The sequence below is a fragment of the Streptomyces sp. NBC_01481 genome, assembly GCF_026339995.1.
Taxonomy (GTDB): domain Bacteria; phylum Actinomycetota; class Actinomycetes; order Streptomycetales; family Streptomycetaceae; genus Streptomyces.
In genome coordinates, this window is the sequence record NZ_JAPEPT010000001.1 from 478,968 (window position 1) to 497,622 (window position 18,655).

General features: G+C 68.3%; 16 protein-coding genes. 6 read left to right on the forward strand and 10 right to left on the reverse strand.

The window, feature by feature from the left end; genetic code table 11:
• Positions 1 to 10: 10 nt before the first annotated feature.
• From OOK40_RS02290 to OOK40_RS02330, 8 genes are all read right to left on the reverse strand, one after another.
• Positions 11 to 1,363 (reverse strand): DNA cytosine methyltransferase, encoded by a 1,353-nt coding sequence (locus OOK40_RS02290; RefSeq protein WP_266476087.1) that lies wholly within the window; start codon positions 1,361 to 1,363, stop codon positions 11 to 13.
• A 9-nt stretch (positions 1,364 to 1,372) separates the two neighbouring features.
• The gene (locus OOK40_RS35215; protein ID WP_323136025.1) at positions 1,373 to 3,217 is read right to left on the reverse strand and encodes a DUF6339 family protein; all 1,845 of its coding nucleotides are present in this window, start codon (positions 3,215 to 3,217) and stop codon (positions 1,373 to 1,375) included.
• A complete protein-coding gene (locus tag OOK40_RS02305; protein WP_266476088.1) occupies positions 3,217 to 4,113 on the reverse strand; it encodes a hypothetical protein in 897 nt (298 codons plus the stop codon). Before OOK40_RS02305 ends, OOK40_RS35215 begins: the two co-directional genes overlap by 1 nt.
• Positions 4,110 to 6,107: a hypothetical protein gene (locus tag OOK40_RS02310; protein ID WP_266476089.1), complete on the reverse strand. Its 1,998-nt coding sequence runs from the start codon at positions 6,105 to 6,107 to the stop codon at positions 4,110 to 4,112. The genes OOK40_RS02305 and OOK40_RS02310 overlap by 4 nt, the downstream gene beginning before the upstream one ends.
• On the reverse strand, positions 6,104 to 7,129 hold the full coding sequence (locus OOK40_RS02315) for a PD-(D/E)XK motif protein (protein WP_266476090.1): 1,026 nt from the start codon (positions 7,127 to 7,129) through the stop codon (positions 6,104 to 6,106). Before OOK40_RS02315 ends, OOK40_RS02310 begins: the two co-directional genes overlap by 4 nt.
• A complete protein-coding gene (locus tag OOK40_RS02320) occupies positions 7,126 to 9,801 on the reverse strand; it encodes a Z1 domain-containing protein (RefSeq protein WP_266476091.1) in 2,676 nt (891 codons plus the stop codon). The genes OOK40_RS02315 and OOK40_RS02320 overlap by 4 nt, the downstream gene beginning before the upstream one ends.
• 161 nt (positions 9,802 to 9,962) lie before the next feature.
• Positions 9,963 to 10,358: a very short patch repair endonuclease gene (locus OOK40_RS02325; RefSeq protein WP_266476092.1), complete on the reverse strand. Its 396-nt coding sequence runs from the start codon at positions 10,356 to 10,358 to the stop codon at positions 9,963 to 9,965.
• Positions 10,359 to 10,593: 235 nt separating this feature from the next.
• Positions 10,594 to 11,604: an SEC-C domain-containing protein gene (locus tag OOK40_RS02330; RefSeq protein ID WP_266476093.1), complete on the reverse strand. Its 1,011-nt coding sequence runs from the start codon at positions 11,602 to 11,604 to the stop codon at positions 10,594 to 10,596.
• Positions 11,605 to 11,731: 127 nt separating this feature from the next.
• Between OOK40_RS02330 and OOK40_RS02335 the strand changes: the two genes are divergently transcribed.
• The 4 genes from OOK40_RS02335 to OOK40_RS02350 all read left to right on the forward strand — a co-directional run bounded on the left by OOK40_RS02335 (position 11,732) and on the right by OOK40_RS02350 (position 14,725).
• Entirely contained in the window at positions 11,732 to 12,514 is a 783-nt protein-coding gene (locus OOK40_RS02335) for a class E sortase (RefSeq protein WP_266478779.1), read from the forward strand.
• Positions 12,515 to 12,581: 67 nt separating this feature from the next.
• Positions 12,582 to 12,902, forward strand: coding sequence for a DUF6412 domain-containing protein (locus OOK40_RS02340; RefSeq protein WP_266476094.1), 321 nt, complete (start codon positions 12,582 to 12,584; stop codon positions 12,900 to 12,902).
• 87 nt (positions 12,903 to 12,989) lie between these two features.
• On the forward strand, positions 12,990 to 13,739 hold the full coding sequence (locus tag OOK40_RS02345; RefSeq protein ID WP_266476095.1) for a YidC/Oxa1 family membrane protein insertase: 750 nt from the start codon (positions 12,990 to 12,992) through the stop codon (positions 13,737 to 13,739).
• 125 nt (positions 13,740 to 13,864) lie between these two features.
• Positions 13,865 to 14,725, forward strand: coding sequence for a fumarylacetoacetate hydrolase family protein (locus OOK40_RS02350; RefSeq protein WP_266476096.1), 861 nt, complete (start codon positions 13,865 to 13,867; stop codon positions 14,723 to 14,725).
• Positions 14,726 to 15,012: 287 nt separating this feature from the next.
• Here the strand turns inward: OOK40_RS02350 and OOK40_RS02355 are convergent, their stop codons facing one another.
• Positions 15,013 to 15,507 (reverse strand): heme-degrading domain-containing protein, encoded by a 495-nt coding sequence (locus OOK40_RS02355; RefSeq protein ID WP_266476097.1) that lies wholly within the window; start codon positions 15,505 to 15,507, stop codon positions 15,013 to 15,015.
• Positions 15,504 to 16,583, reverse strand: a complete 1,080-nt coding sequence (locus tag OOK40_RS02360) for a Gfo/Idh/MocA family oxidoreductase (RefSeq protein ID WP_266478782.1) — start codon at positions 16,581 to 16,583, stop codon at positions 15,504 to 15,506. Before OOK40_RS02360 ends, OOK40_RS02355 begins: the two co-directional genes overlap by 4 nt.
• Positions 16,584 to 16,649: 66 nt before the next feature.
• Here OOK40_RS02360 and OOK40_RS02365 point away from each other — a divergent pair, with 66 nt between their 5' ends.
• Both OOK40_RS02365 and OOK40_RS02370 read left to right on the forward strand, forming a co-directional pair.
• Positions 16,650 to 17,726, forward strand: coding sequence for an ROK family transcriptional regulator (locus OOK40_RS02365; RefSeq protein WP_266476098.1), 1,077 nt, complete (start codon positions 16,650 to 16,652; stop codon positions 17,724 to 17,726).
• Between the two features lie 134 nt (positions 17,727 to 17,860).
• Positions 17,861 to 18,649 (forward strand): hypothetical protein, encoded by a 789-nt coding sequence (locus tag OOK40_RS02370; RefSeq protein WP_266476099.1) that lies wholly within the window; start codon positions 17,861 to 17,863, stop codon positions 18,647 to 18,649.
• Positions 18,650 to 18,655 lie beyond the last annotated feature (6 nt).

An 18,655-nucleotide genomic window follows, 5' to 3' on the forward strand; every position in this document is an offset into this window, starting at 1 on the left:
GATACTCCGGTCAGGTGCGCAGGTAGGAGTGGATCGCCGAGGCGATGGCTGTGCCGAGTGGGATCGGTACCGCGTTGCCGATCTGTCGGGCGATGTCCGTCTTCGAGCCGCACCAGCGGAAGTCGAGGGGGAAGCCCTGTATGCGGGCGGCCTCGTAATGGGTGATCGGACGAGCGGCGGTCGGGTGGAGGTACCGGCCCTTCTCGGGCTTGAAGAATTCGGTTCGGATGGTTACAGAGGGCTCGCCCAGGCGAAGTCGGCCCATAACGTCCCCCGTCCCGGTGTTGTGATTGTCCCAGCTATCGGTCGAGAGATATTTGACCGGTGTCCTCACGCCAGGAGGATTCGGGTTGTCGAAGATCCGGATTTCGCCGTCCTCGTTCACCGTGTACCACTTGCCGTGCAGGTCCTTGCGGTTTCCACCCCGAGGGATGGCTCGGTAGCGGGCCCTTGAGAGTGGCTCCGGATTGCGGCCGAAGTGGAGGTCGCTGGTCGTGAAAATACCGGGGAGGACGGTGTCCACCTCAGGGATGTAGTCCTTGCCGTCCGGAAGTTCGGTGCCTCGGACCACGAGTCGGGACGATTCGTTGAACACGCTGTCGACTGCTCGCCAGTACGAGGGGCCCACGTCGACGCCGTCGAGCGGTTGGGTCGAGACGCCGATGCTGTGCTTCGGGCGTCGCACGTGCGTCGTGGCGGGGTACATCATCGCGCGACCGTTGTCGACATCACGGTGCACACCGATGACGATGGCTCGCCGACGTGCTTGGACTGCACCGTAGTCGGCGGCGTTGAGGAGATAGCGCTTGTACTTCTTCTCCTCGGTGTCGGTCGCTTCATGGCCGGGAGGGTCGACGAGCCGGTATTCGGCCAGAAGGCCGCCCTCTTCCACTTCACTGAGCAAGTTGCGGAACTCGTCCGACTTGAGAAAGCGATCGACGTTCTCGATGACGAAGACTTTGGGGCGAATTTTGGCGACGATGCGAACGTATTCCTCCCACAGGCGGTTACGTTCGGCTCCCTTTTTATGACGGTTCAAGGCTGAGAAGCCCTGACAGGGTGGTCCCCCGACCACGACGTCCGCATTGAGGGCGTCCTCCGCCGGTTTCCAGTCCTCAATGTCCTCGAGGTGGACGCGGGCGGCAGGGAGAGCGTCGTCCGTTCGGCCGCTTCCGAAGTTCACGGCGTACGTGGCAGCTGCGGCGGGGTCGTGCTCGACCGCCGCGACGCTGTGGAAGACGGGTCCGTCGTCCTCCGCCCCCTCCGGGCGGAACTCGTGAAACCCCTGAGTGAAGCCACCGCAGCCGGAGAAAAGATCCAGGACTTTGATGGGCTCGGGGGCGAGGGGGCGGGGCGTGCGCATGAGGGGATCTTAGCTGCGCAGGGCGGCGGCGATCGCCCGTCCGACAGCGGTCGCGAGAGGCGGCGGCATCGCATGGCCGATCTGGCGATACCTGGACGTCTTGCCACCGAAGAGGCGCCACTCCGGCGGAATCGCCTGGATCAGCGCGGCCTGGTCGACGGTGAGCTTGGGTTGGACGTCCACGGGGAAGTCCGCGCCGGGAGGTTCGTCGCCAAGGCTGTTGCCGTTCACGCCTAGTGAGGCCCACGCCTTCTTGGTGCCCGTGGGACCGAGGTCGGCACCGCCCCGCCGGTCGGAGCCGCCGACGAGTGCGGGAGCGAGGCGGTCGGCGCCCTTGACCCAGCGCTCTGCGCCGGGCCATCCATATGCGGACATGGAAGGGCCGAGGACCTGGCCGACGGTCGGGGGTGGCAGTTCGTCCGGCTCGGGCCAGGAGAAGCGGAAGAAGTACGAGTCCTGCAGGGCGACCAGGAAGCCGCTGCTTCGGTTCTGCGGCACGCCGAAGTCCGCGGCATTGAGCACTCGCCAACTCCAGCGGTAACCCTCGCTCTTGAGCTCGGTTTCGATCCATGAGCGGTCGTCCTCGAAGCTCGGGCTCTCGACCAGGTCCGGGACGTTCTCCAAGAGCACGGCTTTCGGACGGAGCTCGCGTACCAGCCCGATCGCAGCCCGGAGAACGCCGCGCTCTTCCGTGTCCTCGGCACGACCGACAGTTGCTGAGGACTTCACGCGAGGGAGTCCGCCGCTGAGGAGATCGATGCCAAGCGTGTCCGGCCGCATACCGGGGTGGAATTGCGAGACGTCCATGCAGACCACGTCCCAATCAGGTCGGTTGAGGTCGATCGTGAAGCAGGCATCGGCCTTGCTGTCGATGAGCAGTACTGGGTCGAAACCGGCGCTCTCGAGTCCAAGCGCCTGTGCTCCCGCACCGGCACAGATCTCCAACGACCTGAACCGACGGGAATCGACCGACGCCGCCGGAGCAGTCTGGGGAATCGGTGACTTCTCCCTCGGCGAGTCGGCTGCGGACCATTCACTGGCAACGCTGCTTCGCGCCGTGTCCTGCCCGGTCCGCGAAGTCTCGTCCGTAGAAGGCTGGGAGGTGAGGCGTTGGGCGTCGACAGATTCATGGGCAACCGCCCGGAGCTCGTGGTCCAACGCGTGCTCTTCGATCCCGTCGAAGAGCACGAACGGGGCGAGCCGCAGCAGCCGCTTGAGGAAGTCGCGCAGGGTCTCGCGTTCGTTCAAGCCGGTCAGATCGAGGTCTTTCCAGACGCGGAGGATGGCCCGGACCATGTGCGGACTTCCGCCGAGCGCGGCTCGGCGTGCGTAGATCTGGTCGAACGCGGCCTCGCCGAGGATCTTGAGGGCCCCGTACGGTTCCGAGTCGTCGGAGGAGCGCACGAGCTGGGCACGCCACCACAACCGGCCGAAGACGTGCCGGGTGAGGTCCGTACCGAGGACACGGTCTCTGGGCGGCTGGGGATAGCGCCAGAAGGCCACATCCGGGAGCAGAACCAGCGCGAGGAAGGCCCAGGCGTCACGTGACGCAGCCTCGGCCGGCACCATGCCCATCTCGGCGTGCAGCAGAGCGGCAAGCCGGAGGTCGAAGTCGGCGTTGCGGGCACGGTCGGAGTCGTCGGGGAAACCGGCACGCCTGGCCAGGTCGACGACGTCTGTACGCAGTTCCTGAAGCCGAGCGGCGGAGACCCGGTCACCACCGGTCGCCACATACACCGCCGACTCGTGAGAAACGACCACTCGTCCGGCCAGCTCGGTGATCGTCAGGTGTCGGTACTCCTCGAAGAGCGGTCTGGCCTGTTCGGCGAGCAACCGGGGGTAGAGGAAGCTCATCATGACACCTCGAAGATCTTGACCGCCGCCTGCAGATCCGAGGCGAACAGGGCGGGTGACTGTCGTCGACGCAGACGGATGTCAGTGATCGACTGTCCCGGGAAGAGCTGGTCGAACAGACTCAGCAGGGTGGCGCCCAGCGATCCGTCGGGGAAGTCTGCGTCCTCCGCGAAGTCGTCGTTGTTGAGTGCGTGCTCGAGCATGATCCGGGCGGCGTCCGCGTACACCGCGGAGAGCACGATCCGATCCACCTGTCGGGGCTTGCCGGCGTTCTCGAACGCGGTCGCGGTGACGCTGTTCCGCTCATTGACGAGCAGAAGCAGGGACCCCATGGTGGCGCTCTCCAAGCCCCCGCTGATCTGCAGGTGCCAGGCTGCGTCATCGGGAAACGACGTTCGGGCGAAGTCGATCACGGCCATGGGGAACTGCGGCGCGTCGCCCTGGAGGCGCAGCGACTCCTGATCACTCCACAGCACGGAGCCCGCCCGGCGGGGGGAGGAGGGGCGGGCGTCATTCCGGCGCTCGGCAAGGACGAGTGCCGTGTCCAGGAGGAGCAGGCCGCCCAGATCGGCACCCCGAAGCCGGAAATCCAGCTCCACTGTGCTCGTGCCACTTTCGGTCAATCGCACGTGTTGAGCGGGCCCGCTGAGGTTGGACCCGGTGGCCGTCCACACGGCCGAGAGCATCAGCGCCGCGTCGGTCGGAAGACCCGACTGCGAACGTGCCCGATCCAGGTCGACACGGACAGTCCTGCGCAGGTGCAGGTCCATCTGGTAGTCCCAGTCCGGCAGCGACTCGGGCATCTCGACATCGCCGTCCTCGGTCACCAGCAACCACGCCTCGGCGGCCATGACGGTCTCGGCCGGGATGCGATAGGGAAGAACGCGCCGGGTCATGGAGTCTTCACCGCCTCGACCTTGATGCCGATCTCGGTCATGGTGTCCGGGGCCGGTCGCACGAGGGCGCGCCAGACGGACTCGCTGCCCTCGATCACGTACGTCTCGGAGGCATGCAGGCGACCGTCATCGTCCTCCCAACCCAGGAGCACGGGCATGCTCGCCCCGATGGGCGGATCCGTCTCGCGTCCGCCTGTTCCGGGGAGTGTGACGGCAAGGTCGATGTGGACCCGCTGCGGCCCGGGCACGGGCAGCCGGAACTCCTGGACGAGCACAGAGGTGTCGCCGCGATCGTCGTAGTAGGGGTCGCCGACGTACTGCACTCTCGGACGTCGGCGCGGCATGCTTGTTCCATCGCTCCCCGGTGCTTCGGTGAACGACTGCCCATCGACGCCGAAACCGCCGGGACCGGCCGATCCGTCCGCTGTTGGCAGTCCCGCACCGGACGGTGCCGTCTTCGGGACGGGACGTCCCGGAGACGAACGGGTAGCGCTCTCCTCCGAGTCGTCCGGCTTCGACGAGCGGGTGACAGTGCTGCCCGGCTTGGAGTAGGAAGTGGCCCCGCCGATCCCCCAGGCGCCGCCCACCAACCCGGAGAAGAGGGAACTGGCTGCGCCCAGTGCGACATTGCTTGCTCCGGGACGCGCTATACCGCCGAGGGAGAGGAGCTGAGCCTGAGCCTCTGCGATGCGCGTGAACGTCGTCTGCACGAAGGTGCTCTCGGGCCTGTCGAGCGACTGCGGGTGCCAGGCATCGTGCGTGGGTGGTTCGGCCTTCGCGTAGATCTCGTCCATGTCTTCGTCGGCCCGGAAGACGCCGGCGTAGCCCTGGTTCACGCTGGGGGGTTTCGGCCCGGGCTGGTACGTGACGACGAGCTCCGCGGGCCGCATCAGACAGACGTGATGGACGAGATCCTCGATGTCGAGCATGCGGGACGCACGGGTCGGCTCCAGCGGAGGCATGATCCGTTTCACCAGACCGAGACGCCCCAGATACCGCTTGGGCCTCAAGCAATGCAGATCGCTTCCGTCCGGGCCGATCATCGTCTCGTAGGCGGCGACGAACATGTTGAGCGGGCGGACCTCCCGCGGATCCGGCACAGAGTGTGGGACGCCGTCGCATTTGACGGAAAAACTCATGGCAGGTGGCTTCTCGCCGGTCGAGATCATCTTTGGCCAGAGGTGCCAAGTGATGGTCTCGGCCAGGTAGTTGGCCGCCTCGGACGGCTCCAGCTCGTCCAGGTTCGGATCGATGACAACGACGGTTGTCCCGGTCTCGTCAGGGCCGAAGGGTTTGAGGCCCAAACGCTGAGCTGTGGCCTCCGCCTCCCGGCCGACCAGGGGTTCGACGACGTCTCCCGAGGTGTTGCCCCACCAGTGTCGACCGGTGTAGCGACGATTTCCGGCGGGCTCTGCGGCCACGTAACTCTTCCAGAGAGTGCAGCCGATGAGTCGGGTCTCGTGGCCTCCCTGTGCGGTACGGCATCGGGAGTGCACGAGGACGGTGCCGGACTTGGACAGCAGGTAGAAGATGCCCTTGCCGAAGCCGTAGGTACCACCGCCCAGCGCGGTGTCGCGCGGCTCGCCGATGTTGCGGATGAAGGAGACGAAATCGCGGTCGGGGCCAACCGCGTCGTCGGCGCGGGTGGGTCCTCCGAGCCCTCGGGTGCCCCGGTCCGAGACGGACAGGACCCGGATCGAGCCGCGTCTGAAGGTCTCGCGCAGCGGGAAGTTGTCCGCCCCGGTGGGGGCTCCGTCGAGAAGGATCTCTCGCCACATGCCGGCGTGGGCCGGGCCGACCGTCCACATGTCGATGCGGTAGTCGACCGGATTCGAGGACGGCACGAGACGGGCGTCCCAGCTGTTCTGGGCGGACTCGCGTACCAGGATGGTGAGCAGGTCGAGTTCGGGGCGTCCGAGCTGGTTGCGGATGCCCTCTGCGGCGCTTGCGCCTTCCGGAGGGTACGGCTGGGAGAACCAGCGGGGCTCCGTCACACGGACTCCTGGATCATGCTGTCGATCGCTTGGGACACCTGGTCATGCGTGAGAGGGGCAGGGGCCTCACCGGACAGGTCGATGGTGTACTCGACGTCCAGTACCGACACCGGTACACCGGCCGCGCTGAGTTCCCGGCCTGTGAGACCGGGGAATCCGGGGCCGACTTGATACCACCTCTCCTCGCTGACCACGAAGCGCACATCGTGGTAGAGGTCGGCGTCGGACGGGCGGTATCCGGCTTCTGCAAGCAGATCGAGTAGCGCACCCTCGTCGTCGCACAGACGAAGTGCCTCGCCCACCGCCTCCACGAAAGCGGTGCCTGCACCGCTCACGGCTGTGCGGTGCAGGCGGAACCAGGCCAGGCACAGCGTCCCGCCCTCCGGCACTTCGAGCTGGTCAAGCCCGTGGATCCGCGGCCTTCGTCCTTCGGTTGCAGTGCTCGACTTCACCTCGACTGCGGTGGTCGCGGCAGAGAAGTCGTGGCGGTGCCCCTCGGGGCCGCGCCAGAGCCGGTGTGCGCTCGGGTCCTTCTCGAGAAGACGGTTGAGTACGGTCAACTCGCCGAAGAGCCCTGCAAGTTGCTCGGGCCCCAGCGGCCTTCCCTGCGCTCGGAAGAGGGCTTTCCATCGGTCGAGAACACGGTAGAGCGCCTTGACGGGGTTCTCGGGCAGCTCTTCGGCCGCGCCCAGCACGTCCACGCACAGCTCAGTGAACAGATCGTTGAGGTCGCTGCGCAGGCAGGTGAGGTCGGCGTACGTCTGGTAGGTCTCCTCGTCCTCCAGCGCCCGCTTGCGCAACTGGAGTACGGGTCCGTCCAGGCCGGGACGGATCTTACGGTGCGCGTGGATCGGCACCAGAAGATGGTGATGCCCGTCGTGGTCGACGGCCACGGCCATCGGCCCGCTCCCGGTGACAACAGTCAGCTCGGCGACCCGTAGGCGATGCTCCCCGCTGGTCTGCTCGGCTTCCAGCGCTGCCCACTGCTCCTCGACGAGGCTCCGGAGCTCGTCGTCGTTCATGCGTCCTCGCTGTCGAGGAGGCTGAAGTCCTCATCCTCGATGCGGACGTTGGACAGGTCAGCAGAGATGTAGCTCTCCACTGTGGAGTCCATATCCCGAGGCTTGGGGAAGACCAGGCCGACGCCGATGACGTGATCCTCGGCGTTCAAGGGATCACGCAGATTCTTCGACTTCTTCGCCCGGCTCGGCTCGGACACCTTGTCGATCGGGTAAAGGACCAGCAAGCCGGTGTCCGGAAGCTCGACGCGACGCCTGTCCACGATGTCATCCTCGGTCAGCTTTGACGTGTCGCCGGTCAGGTCCACGGCGGCGTCGCGACGGCTCATTAGAGTTTTGATGTCGGCGAAGTCCGGGGTCGGGTTGCCGGTCACACGGGCACGTACATTGCGTCCGACGTTCACCCCGGGGGCAAAAGAGAAGCCTTCCTTGGCCTTGGGATTGCCGACGATCGCGACGTTCCACCTGCGCAGCGATCCTGCCGCGGCGATGCGCTTCCGTATGTACGCGATGATCAGATCCGCATCGCTCTCCGGAGACTTCTCGTGGAATTTGTACCTCGACAGGAAGTCGGTCACGACATCGTGCGGAACATCCCGGAAGATGAATCGCCCTTCCGCGGAGCGATCCGACACCCTGACGGCGCTCGCGATCGACGCTTCGACCAACGTGTGTGCGGCGTCGATGTTGCCGCGCAACCAGTCGGCATTGGTGTGGAAGTAGTGGGTCTGGATTCGCTGGCCGCCATAGGCCGAGGCCGCAGTGACGGCGTCACGCATCTTGGCAGCTGCGGTCACCCGCAGGGCCGGGTGTGTGCGCAGACGGACGGCGAAGGTGAGTGGAGTCTCGTCCTCTGTCATGTAGATGTCGATGTCTCGACGCATTTCGGTCTCGACCGTGGCCAGGTGCCGGAACCATTCGGCCAGCTCGTCGGTCATCCAGATCCGAGGCAGGTCGGCGTAGCCGTTTCGGAATCCGAACCAACGGCCCATCTGCAGCAGGGTGTCGTAGGCCGAAACGGAGCGGACGAAGTAGCTGACCGACAGGCCCTCGAGCGTCAGCCCCCGCGAGAGGGTGTTGCCGCCCACAGCGATTGCCACGACCGGACCGTTCTCGTAGTCGAGACGGTCCTCACTGCTGGAGTTGTCCATGATGACGCGACAGCTGTCGAGGACTCCCGGTAGTTCGGGGACCAACTCCTCGAACGAAACGTTGGTCTCACCGAAGTCCTCTGCCGGGACACGGCCGGTCTCCTGCTCCCACAAAACACGGAGGCGAGAGAGGAAACCGGCGTCCGTCAGGGACTGCACGGACTGGTCGCGCAGACGCTTCAGGGGCCTCTCGAAGCTGTTGTGCACGGCGGTGTTGACGCTGGTGTGGATCAGCATCGTGTTGTGCGGGTTGCCGGTACCCCGTACGCGCCGGGCGGCGGTGACCATCCAGAAGTATTCGACTGCCTTGCGAAGGGTCTCCGTGATGACAGGTTCGAAGCCTTCGACATCGGCCCTGGTCTCGGGACGTACACATGGCATGTCGCCCTCGGGCACCGACCGGATCATGTCGTATCCGTCGTCGATCTGCTCCGGGTCTTCACCGTCGAGGGCGTAGCGACCGAAGAGGACCTCGGTGCCGAAATGCCCTGTGGGCTTGGGCAGGTTGACGACGAAGTCCTTGGGATACAGGTCTTCGGCGCCAGGGTCGATCAGCAAGTTCGCGAATGGCGAGGCCGTGTACCCGACGTAGGCGCTTCGCGGCAGGCAGCCCATGATGCTCAGGATCAACGGATTGATCGATTTCGTCGCCACAGTGGCTTGGTCGGCCTCGTCGTCGATGATCAGCGCGGGGCAGTCCTTGAGGTAGTCCGAGGCCTTCTCGAGCCAACGGACGAGCTTGCGCAGTACAGGCGCATTCTTCTTCACCACGCACAGCACATGCGTCTTATTGCTCTTGCCGAAGTACGAGGCTGGATTGTCCTGCGGAATGAAGTCCTTTTCGAGTCCGGTCAGTTGGGACCACATCGAAGGATTCGACTCCACGAGCTGCTGCACCAGCCGGGCCTGAGTCTGGCGGCGGAGGCCGTTGTGGATCCCGGCCAGGACAATGAACAGTTTGTAGCCGCGGTCGGCCGCCTTGGCCATGACCGAGGTGAAGTTGGTCGTCTTGCCGGACTGCACGTAGCCGACGACGAGGCCGCGGGTGGAGAACGCCTTCTCCTTCGGATGGTTGAGCAGCGAGACGACACGTGTTGAGGAATCGTCGAGCGCCCTGATCGCGGGCTCCTGGGGCCAGCCGTCCTTGCGAAGCAGGTCCACGATCGCGGGCCAACACTTGTCCTTGGGCTGCGGGCCTGTGTACCAGGTGTCGCGGTTGCCCAGAACCACCGCGTGCGGTTCCTCGAGCTCCTTGATGCGTATGGTCTGTTGCTCGTGCCGCTCTCGGATCCGCTGAACGATGTCCGGGCTGGTGCCGAACTGCTCCAGCCGCTTGACTGCCTCGGCAGGGGGAAACGCGTCCAAGAGCGCCTTGAACGTCTCGTACATCTCATCGAATTCTTCGGTCATGGAAGTCGACCGTCTCCCGCCCTCGCTCGCCCGAGCCGGTTTCCGCAGAGCCACGCCATCGCCCGGAATGCTCCGTGAACGACGCATGGAAGCTGGACCCGGCACACCCCTCATATGCAGTGCCTACACACTATTGGGTGACATGGGCGCTGGTTAGGGAAACAACGTCACCATCGGCTGTCACGCCGCGACAGGACCTGAGATTCATGGCGGAGAGGACCTGCGCCCGCCGATCCGACGCACAGCTCGGGACGGAACGAACGTTGCCAAGGCCTTCAGTCAGGCCCCACAGAGGGGCGCCGCTTGGACGCCACAGCGGCGGTGATCTGCCGCGCAACGTCCTCGACTGACTCGTGCTCCCAGAACCTGAGGACTGTCCAGTCCTCGGAGAGCAGGTGATCGGTTGTCTCGCGGTCGCGGGCCATGTTCTTGTCCAGCTTGGTGCGCCACCATTCGGCGTTGGCTTTCGGCTGGGTTGCGTGCTGGGGGCACCCGTGCCAGAAGCAGCCGTCCAGGAAGACGGCGACCTTGGCCGGCCCGAAGACGATGTCGATCGTGCGTCTGCGCATGCCGGGAACCGGAACGTTCACGCGATAGCGCAGCCCTGATGCGTGGAGAAGCTTGCGCACAGCGACTTCCGGGGCCGTGTCGCGCGATACCTGGCGGCTCATTCGGGCCGAGACGGCAGCGGAGGAAGGGATGGCATCGGGCGCCTGGGCATTGTGCCGGCGTGCGGCGTTCAGAAGCGCTGCTTCGTCTCCCCGTACCTTTCCTGGGCGAGCCATTGATCCCACCACCGTGGACCGAGCCATGTACGTCATTCTCGGCGCTGGGGCACAGGTTCGCACCCTGCCGATGGTGGCCGTGTCCGGCTCGGTGAGGAGATCCACCGCCGGGTGGGGTGGCTCAGCCCTGAACCGGACCCCCGTGACAATCCCGGTACACACGCCCCGACCCGCACCAGCACGCCGCCCCCCGCGCCGGAGGCCACGCCACCGCCCGGCCCCTGGCCGCCAGCGTGGTCGCGTACTGCGGGAGCAGGTCCGCGTTGGACGGGGAGGACTGTTCCGAGGCTGCGAAGGCCTCGTACGACGGGACCGTGCCCGTCACGATGCCCAGGTTCCCCGTGCCCGTGGCCGACAGGTCACGCAAGGACGCCTCAAGGTCCGTCAGGTGGGCCTCGTGGGTCGGGTATTCGCGTTCCAACTCGGGGTAGGCCGCGAGCAGTTCGTCCAGTTCGGGCTCCGGCCAGTGGAGGACCGCCACCGGGAAGGGGCGGGACAACTCCGAGCGGTAGGAGCCGAGTTCGGAGCGGAGGCGGGCGATTTCCGCCTGGAGTTCGGCCGGGTTGTCGGAGCCCAGGGCCCACAGGCGCTTCGGGTCGTGGAGTTCGTCCAGGGAGATGTCTCCCGGGTGGACCCGGTCCGCCAGGGCGTCGCGGTCGTCGTGGGGGAGGCCGAGGAGGCGGCGGACGCGGTGGCGGCCGGCGAGGAGGGACTGGGTGGCGTAGGGGACCTCGTCGTCGTCCGCGGGGAGCAGCAGGTCCAGGGCCGTGGTGAAGCAGTCGTGGGACGCCTCGAGCTCGTCGTGGGACTCCAGCGTCTCCGCGATGATCTCCCAGGGCGCCGCGTCCGCCGGGGCCGCCGTGCGGATGCCGTTGATCAGGGCGCGGGCCTCTGCCTCGTGGCCGTACTCCCACAGGTTCGCGGCCTGGAGGGCCTTGATCAGCAGGGTGTGTTCGGAGTCCGTCGCGAGGAGGCTGTCGTAGAGGGTGGAGGCGCGTTCGCGGTCGCCTGCCAGCTCAAGGTGGGCCGCGGCTTGGAGAAGCAGTTGCTCGTCGTCCTCGGGGTACTGCGCGGCGGTACGCAGCAGGCGCTCGGCTTCGGTGATGTGATCGGCAGGCGTGTCGGGGCGCATAGTGGACACCGTACTGCTGTACGGCGGTTCGGCGGGATGAAGCCCATACGAGAGGGCTGATGGGAACCGGCGTACGGATCTGGTGACTTCGGCGATCAGCACCTATCGTGCGCCCGTGCATGAGCGGATGGCGGTCGTCGTGCAGGGGCGCGGCTCGCGGAGGCGGGCCATGCTCGCCCGTGGGCTCTGGGCGGGTGCCGAGGTCGCCGTCACCCTCGGGGTCATCGTGCTCCTTCTCGTCGTACACCAGTTGTGGTGGACCAACCGGCAGGCCCGCGAAGGCGCCGAGCACAAGGTCCGGGCCCTGGAGCAGGAGTGGGGCAGCCCAGCAGGTGAGGAAAGCGAGAAAGGGGATATTTCGGGAGGGGATGGGGAGGTCCTTCCCGAAGCTGCGGCGTCGAGGGAGCCCGAAAGCCCCGACCCCGGTCCGTCCACCCGGCAGAGACCCCGCTGGGACCAGGCCTACGCCGTCCTCCGTATCCCCCGCCTCGGCGTCGTCGCCCCCGTCGCCCAGGGCATCGCCAAGCGGGGAGTCCTCGACAAGGGATACGTCGGGCACTACCCGGGGACCGCCCAGCCCGGCGAGGCCGGGAACTTCGCCGTCGCCGGGCATCGCAACACCCACGGCGAGCCCTTCCGTCACATCAACCGGCTCCGGGACGGTGACCAGGTCCAGGTCGAGACGCGCCAGGGGGTGTACCTCTACGTGGTCGACGCCTCGCTGGCGCAGACCTCCCCCCGCGACACGGGAGTCATCGCCCGCATCCCGCGCAGCATCGTGAAGCCCTCCGCCGGATACAGCGAGCCCGGCTACTACCTCACCCTCACCACCTGCACGCCCGAGTTCACCTCCACCTACCGGCTCGTCGTCTGGGGGAAGCTGAAGTCCGTGCGGCCCCGCCAGAGCTAGCAGCCGTCGTGTATAACGGCTGGAGGGTTCGAGGATCGATCCGAACGATCTGAGGGGAGGAGTGGGCATGGGACAGCGTCGGCTGCTGCAGTCGGTTCGGCCCGCCGCACTCCTGCTTTTCCTCCTCGTCGAAGTCCTCCTCATCGACGGCGGCAGCCTCTCCGCCGCGCTCGCGCTCGCCGCGACCGCCACCGCCGCCGCCGGTTCCGCGCTCGTCGTCTGCGCCGTCATCAGCGCGCGCTGTGCGCCCGTCGTGCCCCGCACCCGGGTCCGCACCGCCATCCGCGACCGCGAGCAGCGCACCGCCTTCCTGCCCCAGCGTGATCCCGACGCGAAGGGGCGGACCAGGCCCCGAGCGCCCGGCCGTGCCCTCCTGACGGCCGCGTAGGGAACCCACTCGTACACACCCTTTCGCGGGCGTCATGCCGACGTATGTCCTCATCCCGGCACGACGAGACCCTCGGAGGGCTCACCCATGTCCGTTTTCGCCAGCCTGGTCGCACAGCTCGCCGACCTGCTGCAGCCGTTTTTCCACGCGTCCGCCACCGCCGCCGCGATCATCCTGTTCACCGCGCTCGTACGGCTCGCCGTCCATCCCCTCTCGCGGGCGGCCGCCCGCGGGCAGAAGGCCAAGGCCAGGCTCTCGCCGCAGATCGCCGAGCTGCGCAAGAAGCACGCCAAGAACCCGGACCGTATGCAGAAGGCACTCCTGGAGCTGCACGCCGAGGAGAAGGTCTCGCCCCTCTCCGGCTGTCTGCCGAGCCTGCTGCAGCTGCCCGCCTTCTTTCTCATGTATCACCTGTTCTCCAGCGCGCGGATCGGCGGCGAGCCGAACGGCCTGCTCTCGCACACCCTCTTCGCCGCGCCCCTCGGTGACCGCTGGTCGGACGCCCTCGCGCACGGCGGGGTCTTCGGCGGGGCCGGGCTGGTGTACCTCGTGCTCTTCGCGATCGTCGCCGCCGTGGCGACGTACAACTACCGGCGTACGAAGCGGCAGATGGCGGCCGCGCCCCTCGCTGTTGACCAGCAGCTGCCCGGTATGGGGGCGATGAGCGCGATGACGAAGGTCATGCCGCTGCTCTCCTTCTTCACGCTGCTGACCGTGGCATGGGTGCCGCTGGCCGCCGCGCTCTACATCGTCACCAGCACGACCTGGACCGCTGTCGAGCGGGCGTTCCTCTACCGGGACATGCCTGTCGCCGGCGCGCTTGCTACTGCCGCGTAAGGGTCCAGGTTGTGAACGGGGTATTGCGGAGTGGTCGACCGTCTTGGAGGATCGGCCAATCCTCCGATCCTCCCGATGGCCGCTACCCATCGTCGGGGCTCGCACTCGACCAGGGGAGATTGACCATGAAGCTGCTGCGTGTCGGCACTGCGGGAGCCGAGCGACCGGCCCTGCTCGACCAGGACGGTACGACCCTGCGGGACCTGTCCGGCCTTGTCGCGGACATCGACGGTGAGCTGCTCGCCGACGCGTCCGCCCTCGCCCGGATACGGGCCGCGGCGGACGCGGGCGGGCTGCCCGCCCTTGAGGCCGACGGCCTTCGGACCGGTGCGCCGGTCGCCCGTATCGGCAAGGTCGTGTGCATCGGGCTGAACTACCACGACCACGCTGCCGAGACAGGCGCGGACGTCCCGGCCGAGCCGGTCGTCTTCTTCAAGGCCGCCGACACGGTGGTCGGGCCGAACGACACGGTGCTGGTGCCGCGCCGCAGCCGCAAGACCGACTGGGAGGTCGAGCTCGCGGTGATCATCGGCCGTACGGCGCGCTACATCGAGGACGCCGAGGACCCGCTGTCGTACGTCGCCGGGTACGCGGTCGCGCACGACGTCTCGGAACGCGAGTTCCAGATCGAGCGCGGCGGCACCTGGGACAAGGGCAAGAACTGCGAGACGTTCAACCCGCTGGGCCCCTGGCTCGTGACGGCGGACGAGGTCCCCGACCCGCAGGCGCTGAGCCTGAAGCTGTGGGTCAACGGCGAGCTCAAGCAGAACGGCTCCAGCGCGGACCAGATCTTCCCGGTGGCCGAGGTGGTGCGTTACGTAAGCCAGTTCATGACCCTGTACCCCGGCGACGTCATCAACACCGGGACGCCGGCGGGCGTGGCACTCGGGCAGCCGGAGCCGAAGCCGTTCCTGCGGGCGGGCGACGTGGTGGAGCTGGAGATCGACGGGCTCGGGCGGCAGCGCCAGGAGCTCAAGGACGCGTAGCCCGGCGGCAGCGCCAGGAGCTCAAGGACGCGTAGCCCGGCGGCAGCGCCAGGAGCTCAAGGACGCAGGGCCTGTCGTTTGGATCAGGCCGGATCAGTGAGCGGGGTCTGGTGCGTGCGATCGCAAGGCGGAGGAAGGAGCCGACGCGGAGCGTCGGCGACTGACGACAACGCGGCGAGCGTGCGTGCCAGGGCACGCGAGCCCGGCAAGATCCGAACGACAGGCCCTAGCCCGCATGGATAGCCCGGCGCGGGGTTCGGGACCGGTCCCGTATCCCCGCGCCGGAGTCAGTGACCGCCTCGGTGGGCGGAGATGAAGCGCTCCAGCGCCTCGACCACCATGGCGTGATCCTCGGCCTGCGGCAGGCCCGAGACCGTGACCGTGCCGACGACGCCCGCGCCCTCGACGGTGATCGGGAACGAGCCGCCGTGGGCCGCGTACAGGTTCGGGTCGAGGCGCGAGGAGTCCTCGAAGGTCGTGCCCTTCGCGCGGTGGCGGGCGCCGACGAGGAACGAGCTCTCGCCGTAGCGCTCGACGACCCGGCGCTTGCGGTCGATCCACGCGTCGTTGTCGGCGCTCGACCCCGCCAGCGCGCAGTGGAAGAGCTGCTGCGTCCCGCGGCGGATGTCGATCGCGACCGGGGCCTCGCGCAGGTGAGCCATTTCGACCAGGAGACTGCCGAGCGCCCAGGCGTCGTCGTGGGTGAAGCGGCGCAGCGCCAGCTTGCGTTCCTGGGCCTCGATCTCCTCGACGGTGAGCGGGGCGGGGGTGGGAAGGGTCATACCGGGACCTCCACGGTGATTCCTTCGCGGGCGGAGCGGCGGGCGGCCTCCAGGACGTCCAGTGCGTCGGCCGCCTCGTGGGCGGTGACCGGCGGGGGTGTGCCGTCGCGCAGGGCGGCGGCGATCGCCGCGTAGTACGCGGGGTAGTCGCCCGGGGCCGACTCGACCGGGCGGCCTCCGTCGCCCGCGCCGATCCGGCCCCACTGGGACTCGGGCTCGACGCCCCATGCGTCCTTGTCCCCGGTCGGGCGGGCGCCGTCGCGCAGGGCCGCCTCCTGCGGGTCGAGGCCGTACTTCACGTAACCGGCCTTCGAGCCGAGTACCCGGAAGCGGGGGCCGAGCTGTGCGGTCGTGGCGCTCATGTACAGGTGGGAGCGGACTCCGCTCGTGTGCGTGAGCGCGAGGAACGTGTCGTCGTCGGTCTTGGCGCCGTGGCGGCGTACGTCCGCCTCGGCGTACACCCTCTCGACCGGGCCGAACAGGGTCAGCGCCTGGTCGACGACATGGCTGCCCAGGTCGTACAGCAGACCGCCGATCTCCTGCGGGTCGCCCGACTCGCGCCAGCCGCCCTTGAGTTCGGGCCGCCAGCGCTCGAAGCGGGACTCGAAGCGCTGTACGTCGCCGAGTTCGCCGGCCGCGATCAGCTGCACCAGAGTCAGGAAGTCGTTGTCCCAGCGGCGGTTCTGGAAGACGGAGAGCAGCAGGCCGCGCTCCTCGGCGAGGGCGGCGAGCTCACGCGCCTCGGCGGCGGTGCCGGCGACCGGCTTGTCGACGACGACCGGGAGACCGGCCTTGAGGGCGGCGGTGGCGATCGGGACATGGGTCTTGTTGGGGGAGGCGATCGCGATCAGGTCGAGCTCGTCCGCGCGCTCCCACAGCTCGTCGGGCGAGGCCGCGAAGCGTACGCCGGGGAACTCGGCCCGGGCCTGCTGCCGGCGCTCCGGGTTCGAGGTGACGATCGTGTCGAGGGCGAGGCCCTCGGTGGCGGCGATCAGCGGGGCGTGGAAGACGGAGCCCGCCAGGCCGTACCCGACGAGGCCGACGCGAAGGGGAGTGCGGGTGCCGGTGCCAGTCATGTCTTCCACTTAAGCAACGGTGTTGCCAAAGTGCAAGCGCAGAGGACAATGGGATCCGTGAAGCCCATGAACCGAACCATCAACGGAGTGAATCTGCCCGCGCTGCGCAGCCACAACGCGGCCCGGGTGCTCGATCTGCTGCGTACGGCCGGTGAGCGCGGCATCAGCCGGATGGAGCTGGCCGGGCGCACCGGGCTGACACCGCAGGCGGTCAGCAAGATCACCGCGCGGCTGCGGGAGGAGGGCCTGGCGGCGGAGGCGGGCCGCCGCGCGTCCACCGGCGGCAGACCCGGCACGGTGCTGCGCCTGGTCCCCTCGGCGGGGCACGCGGTGGGCCTGCACCTGGACCGCGACGAACTGACGGCAGTCCTGCTGGACCTGTCGGGCGCCCCGGTCGCGGTACGCACCGCTCCTCTCGACCTCGGCTCGGGGGCCAAAGCGGTCATGGAGCGGGTGGCGGGCGAGGTGGAGGCGCTGCCCACGGCCGGCGGGCGCGTCCTCGGGGTCGGCGTCGCCATGCCCGGGCCCCTCGATCACGCCACCGGTATCGCCCGTCGCGTCACCGGGTTTCCCCAGTGGGACGGCTTCCCTCTCCGGGACGCCCTCGCCGTCCGGCTCGGGCACGCCGTCGTACTCGACAAGGACACCAATGCCGCCGCCCTCGGGCTCGCTCTGCGGGGAGCCGGGGAGTCGTTCGCGTATCTCCACCTCGGGACCGGGCTCGGCGCCGGGCTCGTCCTTGCCGGGGCGCTGTACCGGGGCGCGCGCACCGGAGCGGGGGAGTTCGGGCATCAGGTCATTCATCTCGACGGGCCACAGTGCGAGTGCGGCAGGCGCGGGTGCATCGAGGCGCTGTGCCTCGAAGCCGTCGGCCTCGGGGATCTCGACCGGGCCGCGGGGGTGCTGGGGATCGGTGCCGCCAATCTCGTCGAACTGCTCGACATCGATCGCGTACTGCTCGGCGGCCGGGTCGTGGCCGCCGACGCCGAACCGTTCGTACGCGGTGTCGGCGAGCGGGTCCGCGTCCCGGTGGCCCTCGCCGAAGGGGGCGCGCACGTCGTCGCCGAAGGCGCCGCGCAGCTGGTCCTCGCCCCCCTTTTCGGGCGGGCCGAGGTTGCTGTTACCGCACCGAAAATAGGCTGATAGGGCGGATCTGCGCGGCTGATCCGCCCTGCCCGGACGTGGCGACCGGTCAGCGCCGCGCGCGCGTGGAAGGGTCTGGCTGCATGACCGGGTGCCCCCGGGGTTCGTACGCAGCCGAGCAGCAAAGGTCCCCCATGCGACTGCGCAATGCCCTCGCCGTCGGAGTCACCGCGGCCACCATCGCGCCCGCGGTGCTCACCGGCGCGGCCGCGACGGCCGCCGCCGTGACCGATCGCGCTGCAGCCGAGACCCTCGCGGGGCCCGCCGCACCGCCGCTTCCCGGACGCCCCGGCGACCAGCTGCCCACCTGCGGCACGGTGTCCGACCCCGACTTCCCCATCGACACCCGTATCCACGGCGGCCCGACCGTCCACCACCCCGGAGGCGGCTTCAAGGAGTGGTCCGTGGACCTCGCCAACACCACCGGCGAGAGGTGCGGCAACATCCACCCGGTGATCGTCCTCACAGCCCGCGACCCGGGACTCACGCCCGCCCGCCTCGCGCTGGAGTTCTACGACGCCGCGGCGGCCCGCTGGCGCCCCGTCACCCTGGAGACGACCGCCGAGGACGAGATCGTCGGCGCCTTCGACGGCGGATTCCCCGGCTTCGTCGTCCCCGCCCACAAGTCGGTCACCGTCAAGGTCCGCCTCGCCCTGGCCGCCGACACCCCGCCCAACCAGGTCACGGTCAACGCCGCGGTCGTCCAGCGCCAGGGCGACGACGGCGACTGGGTCGGGGAGTCCGGCGACTACCGCTTCGCCGTCCTCGACGGCGGCGGCACCGCCGCGGCCGACACCGTCGACGAACTCGCCACCACCGGCACCGGCACCCTCCTCCGCCACGGCGCGGCCTTCGGCGCGGTCCTGCTCGGCACCGGGATCCTCGTGTTCGCGCAGCGCCGGATGCGCGCGGGCCGCCGCTGATCGTTC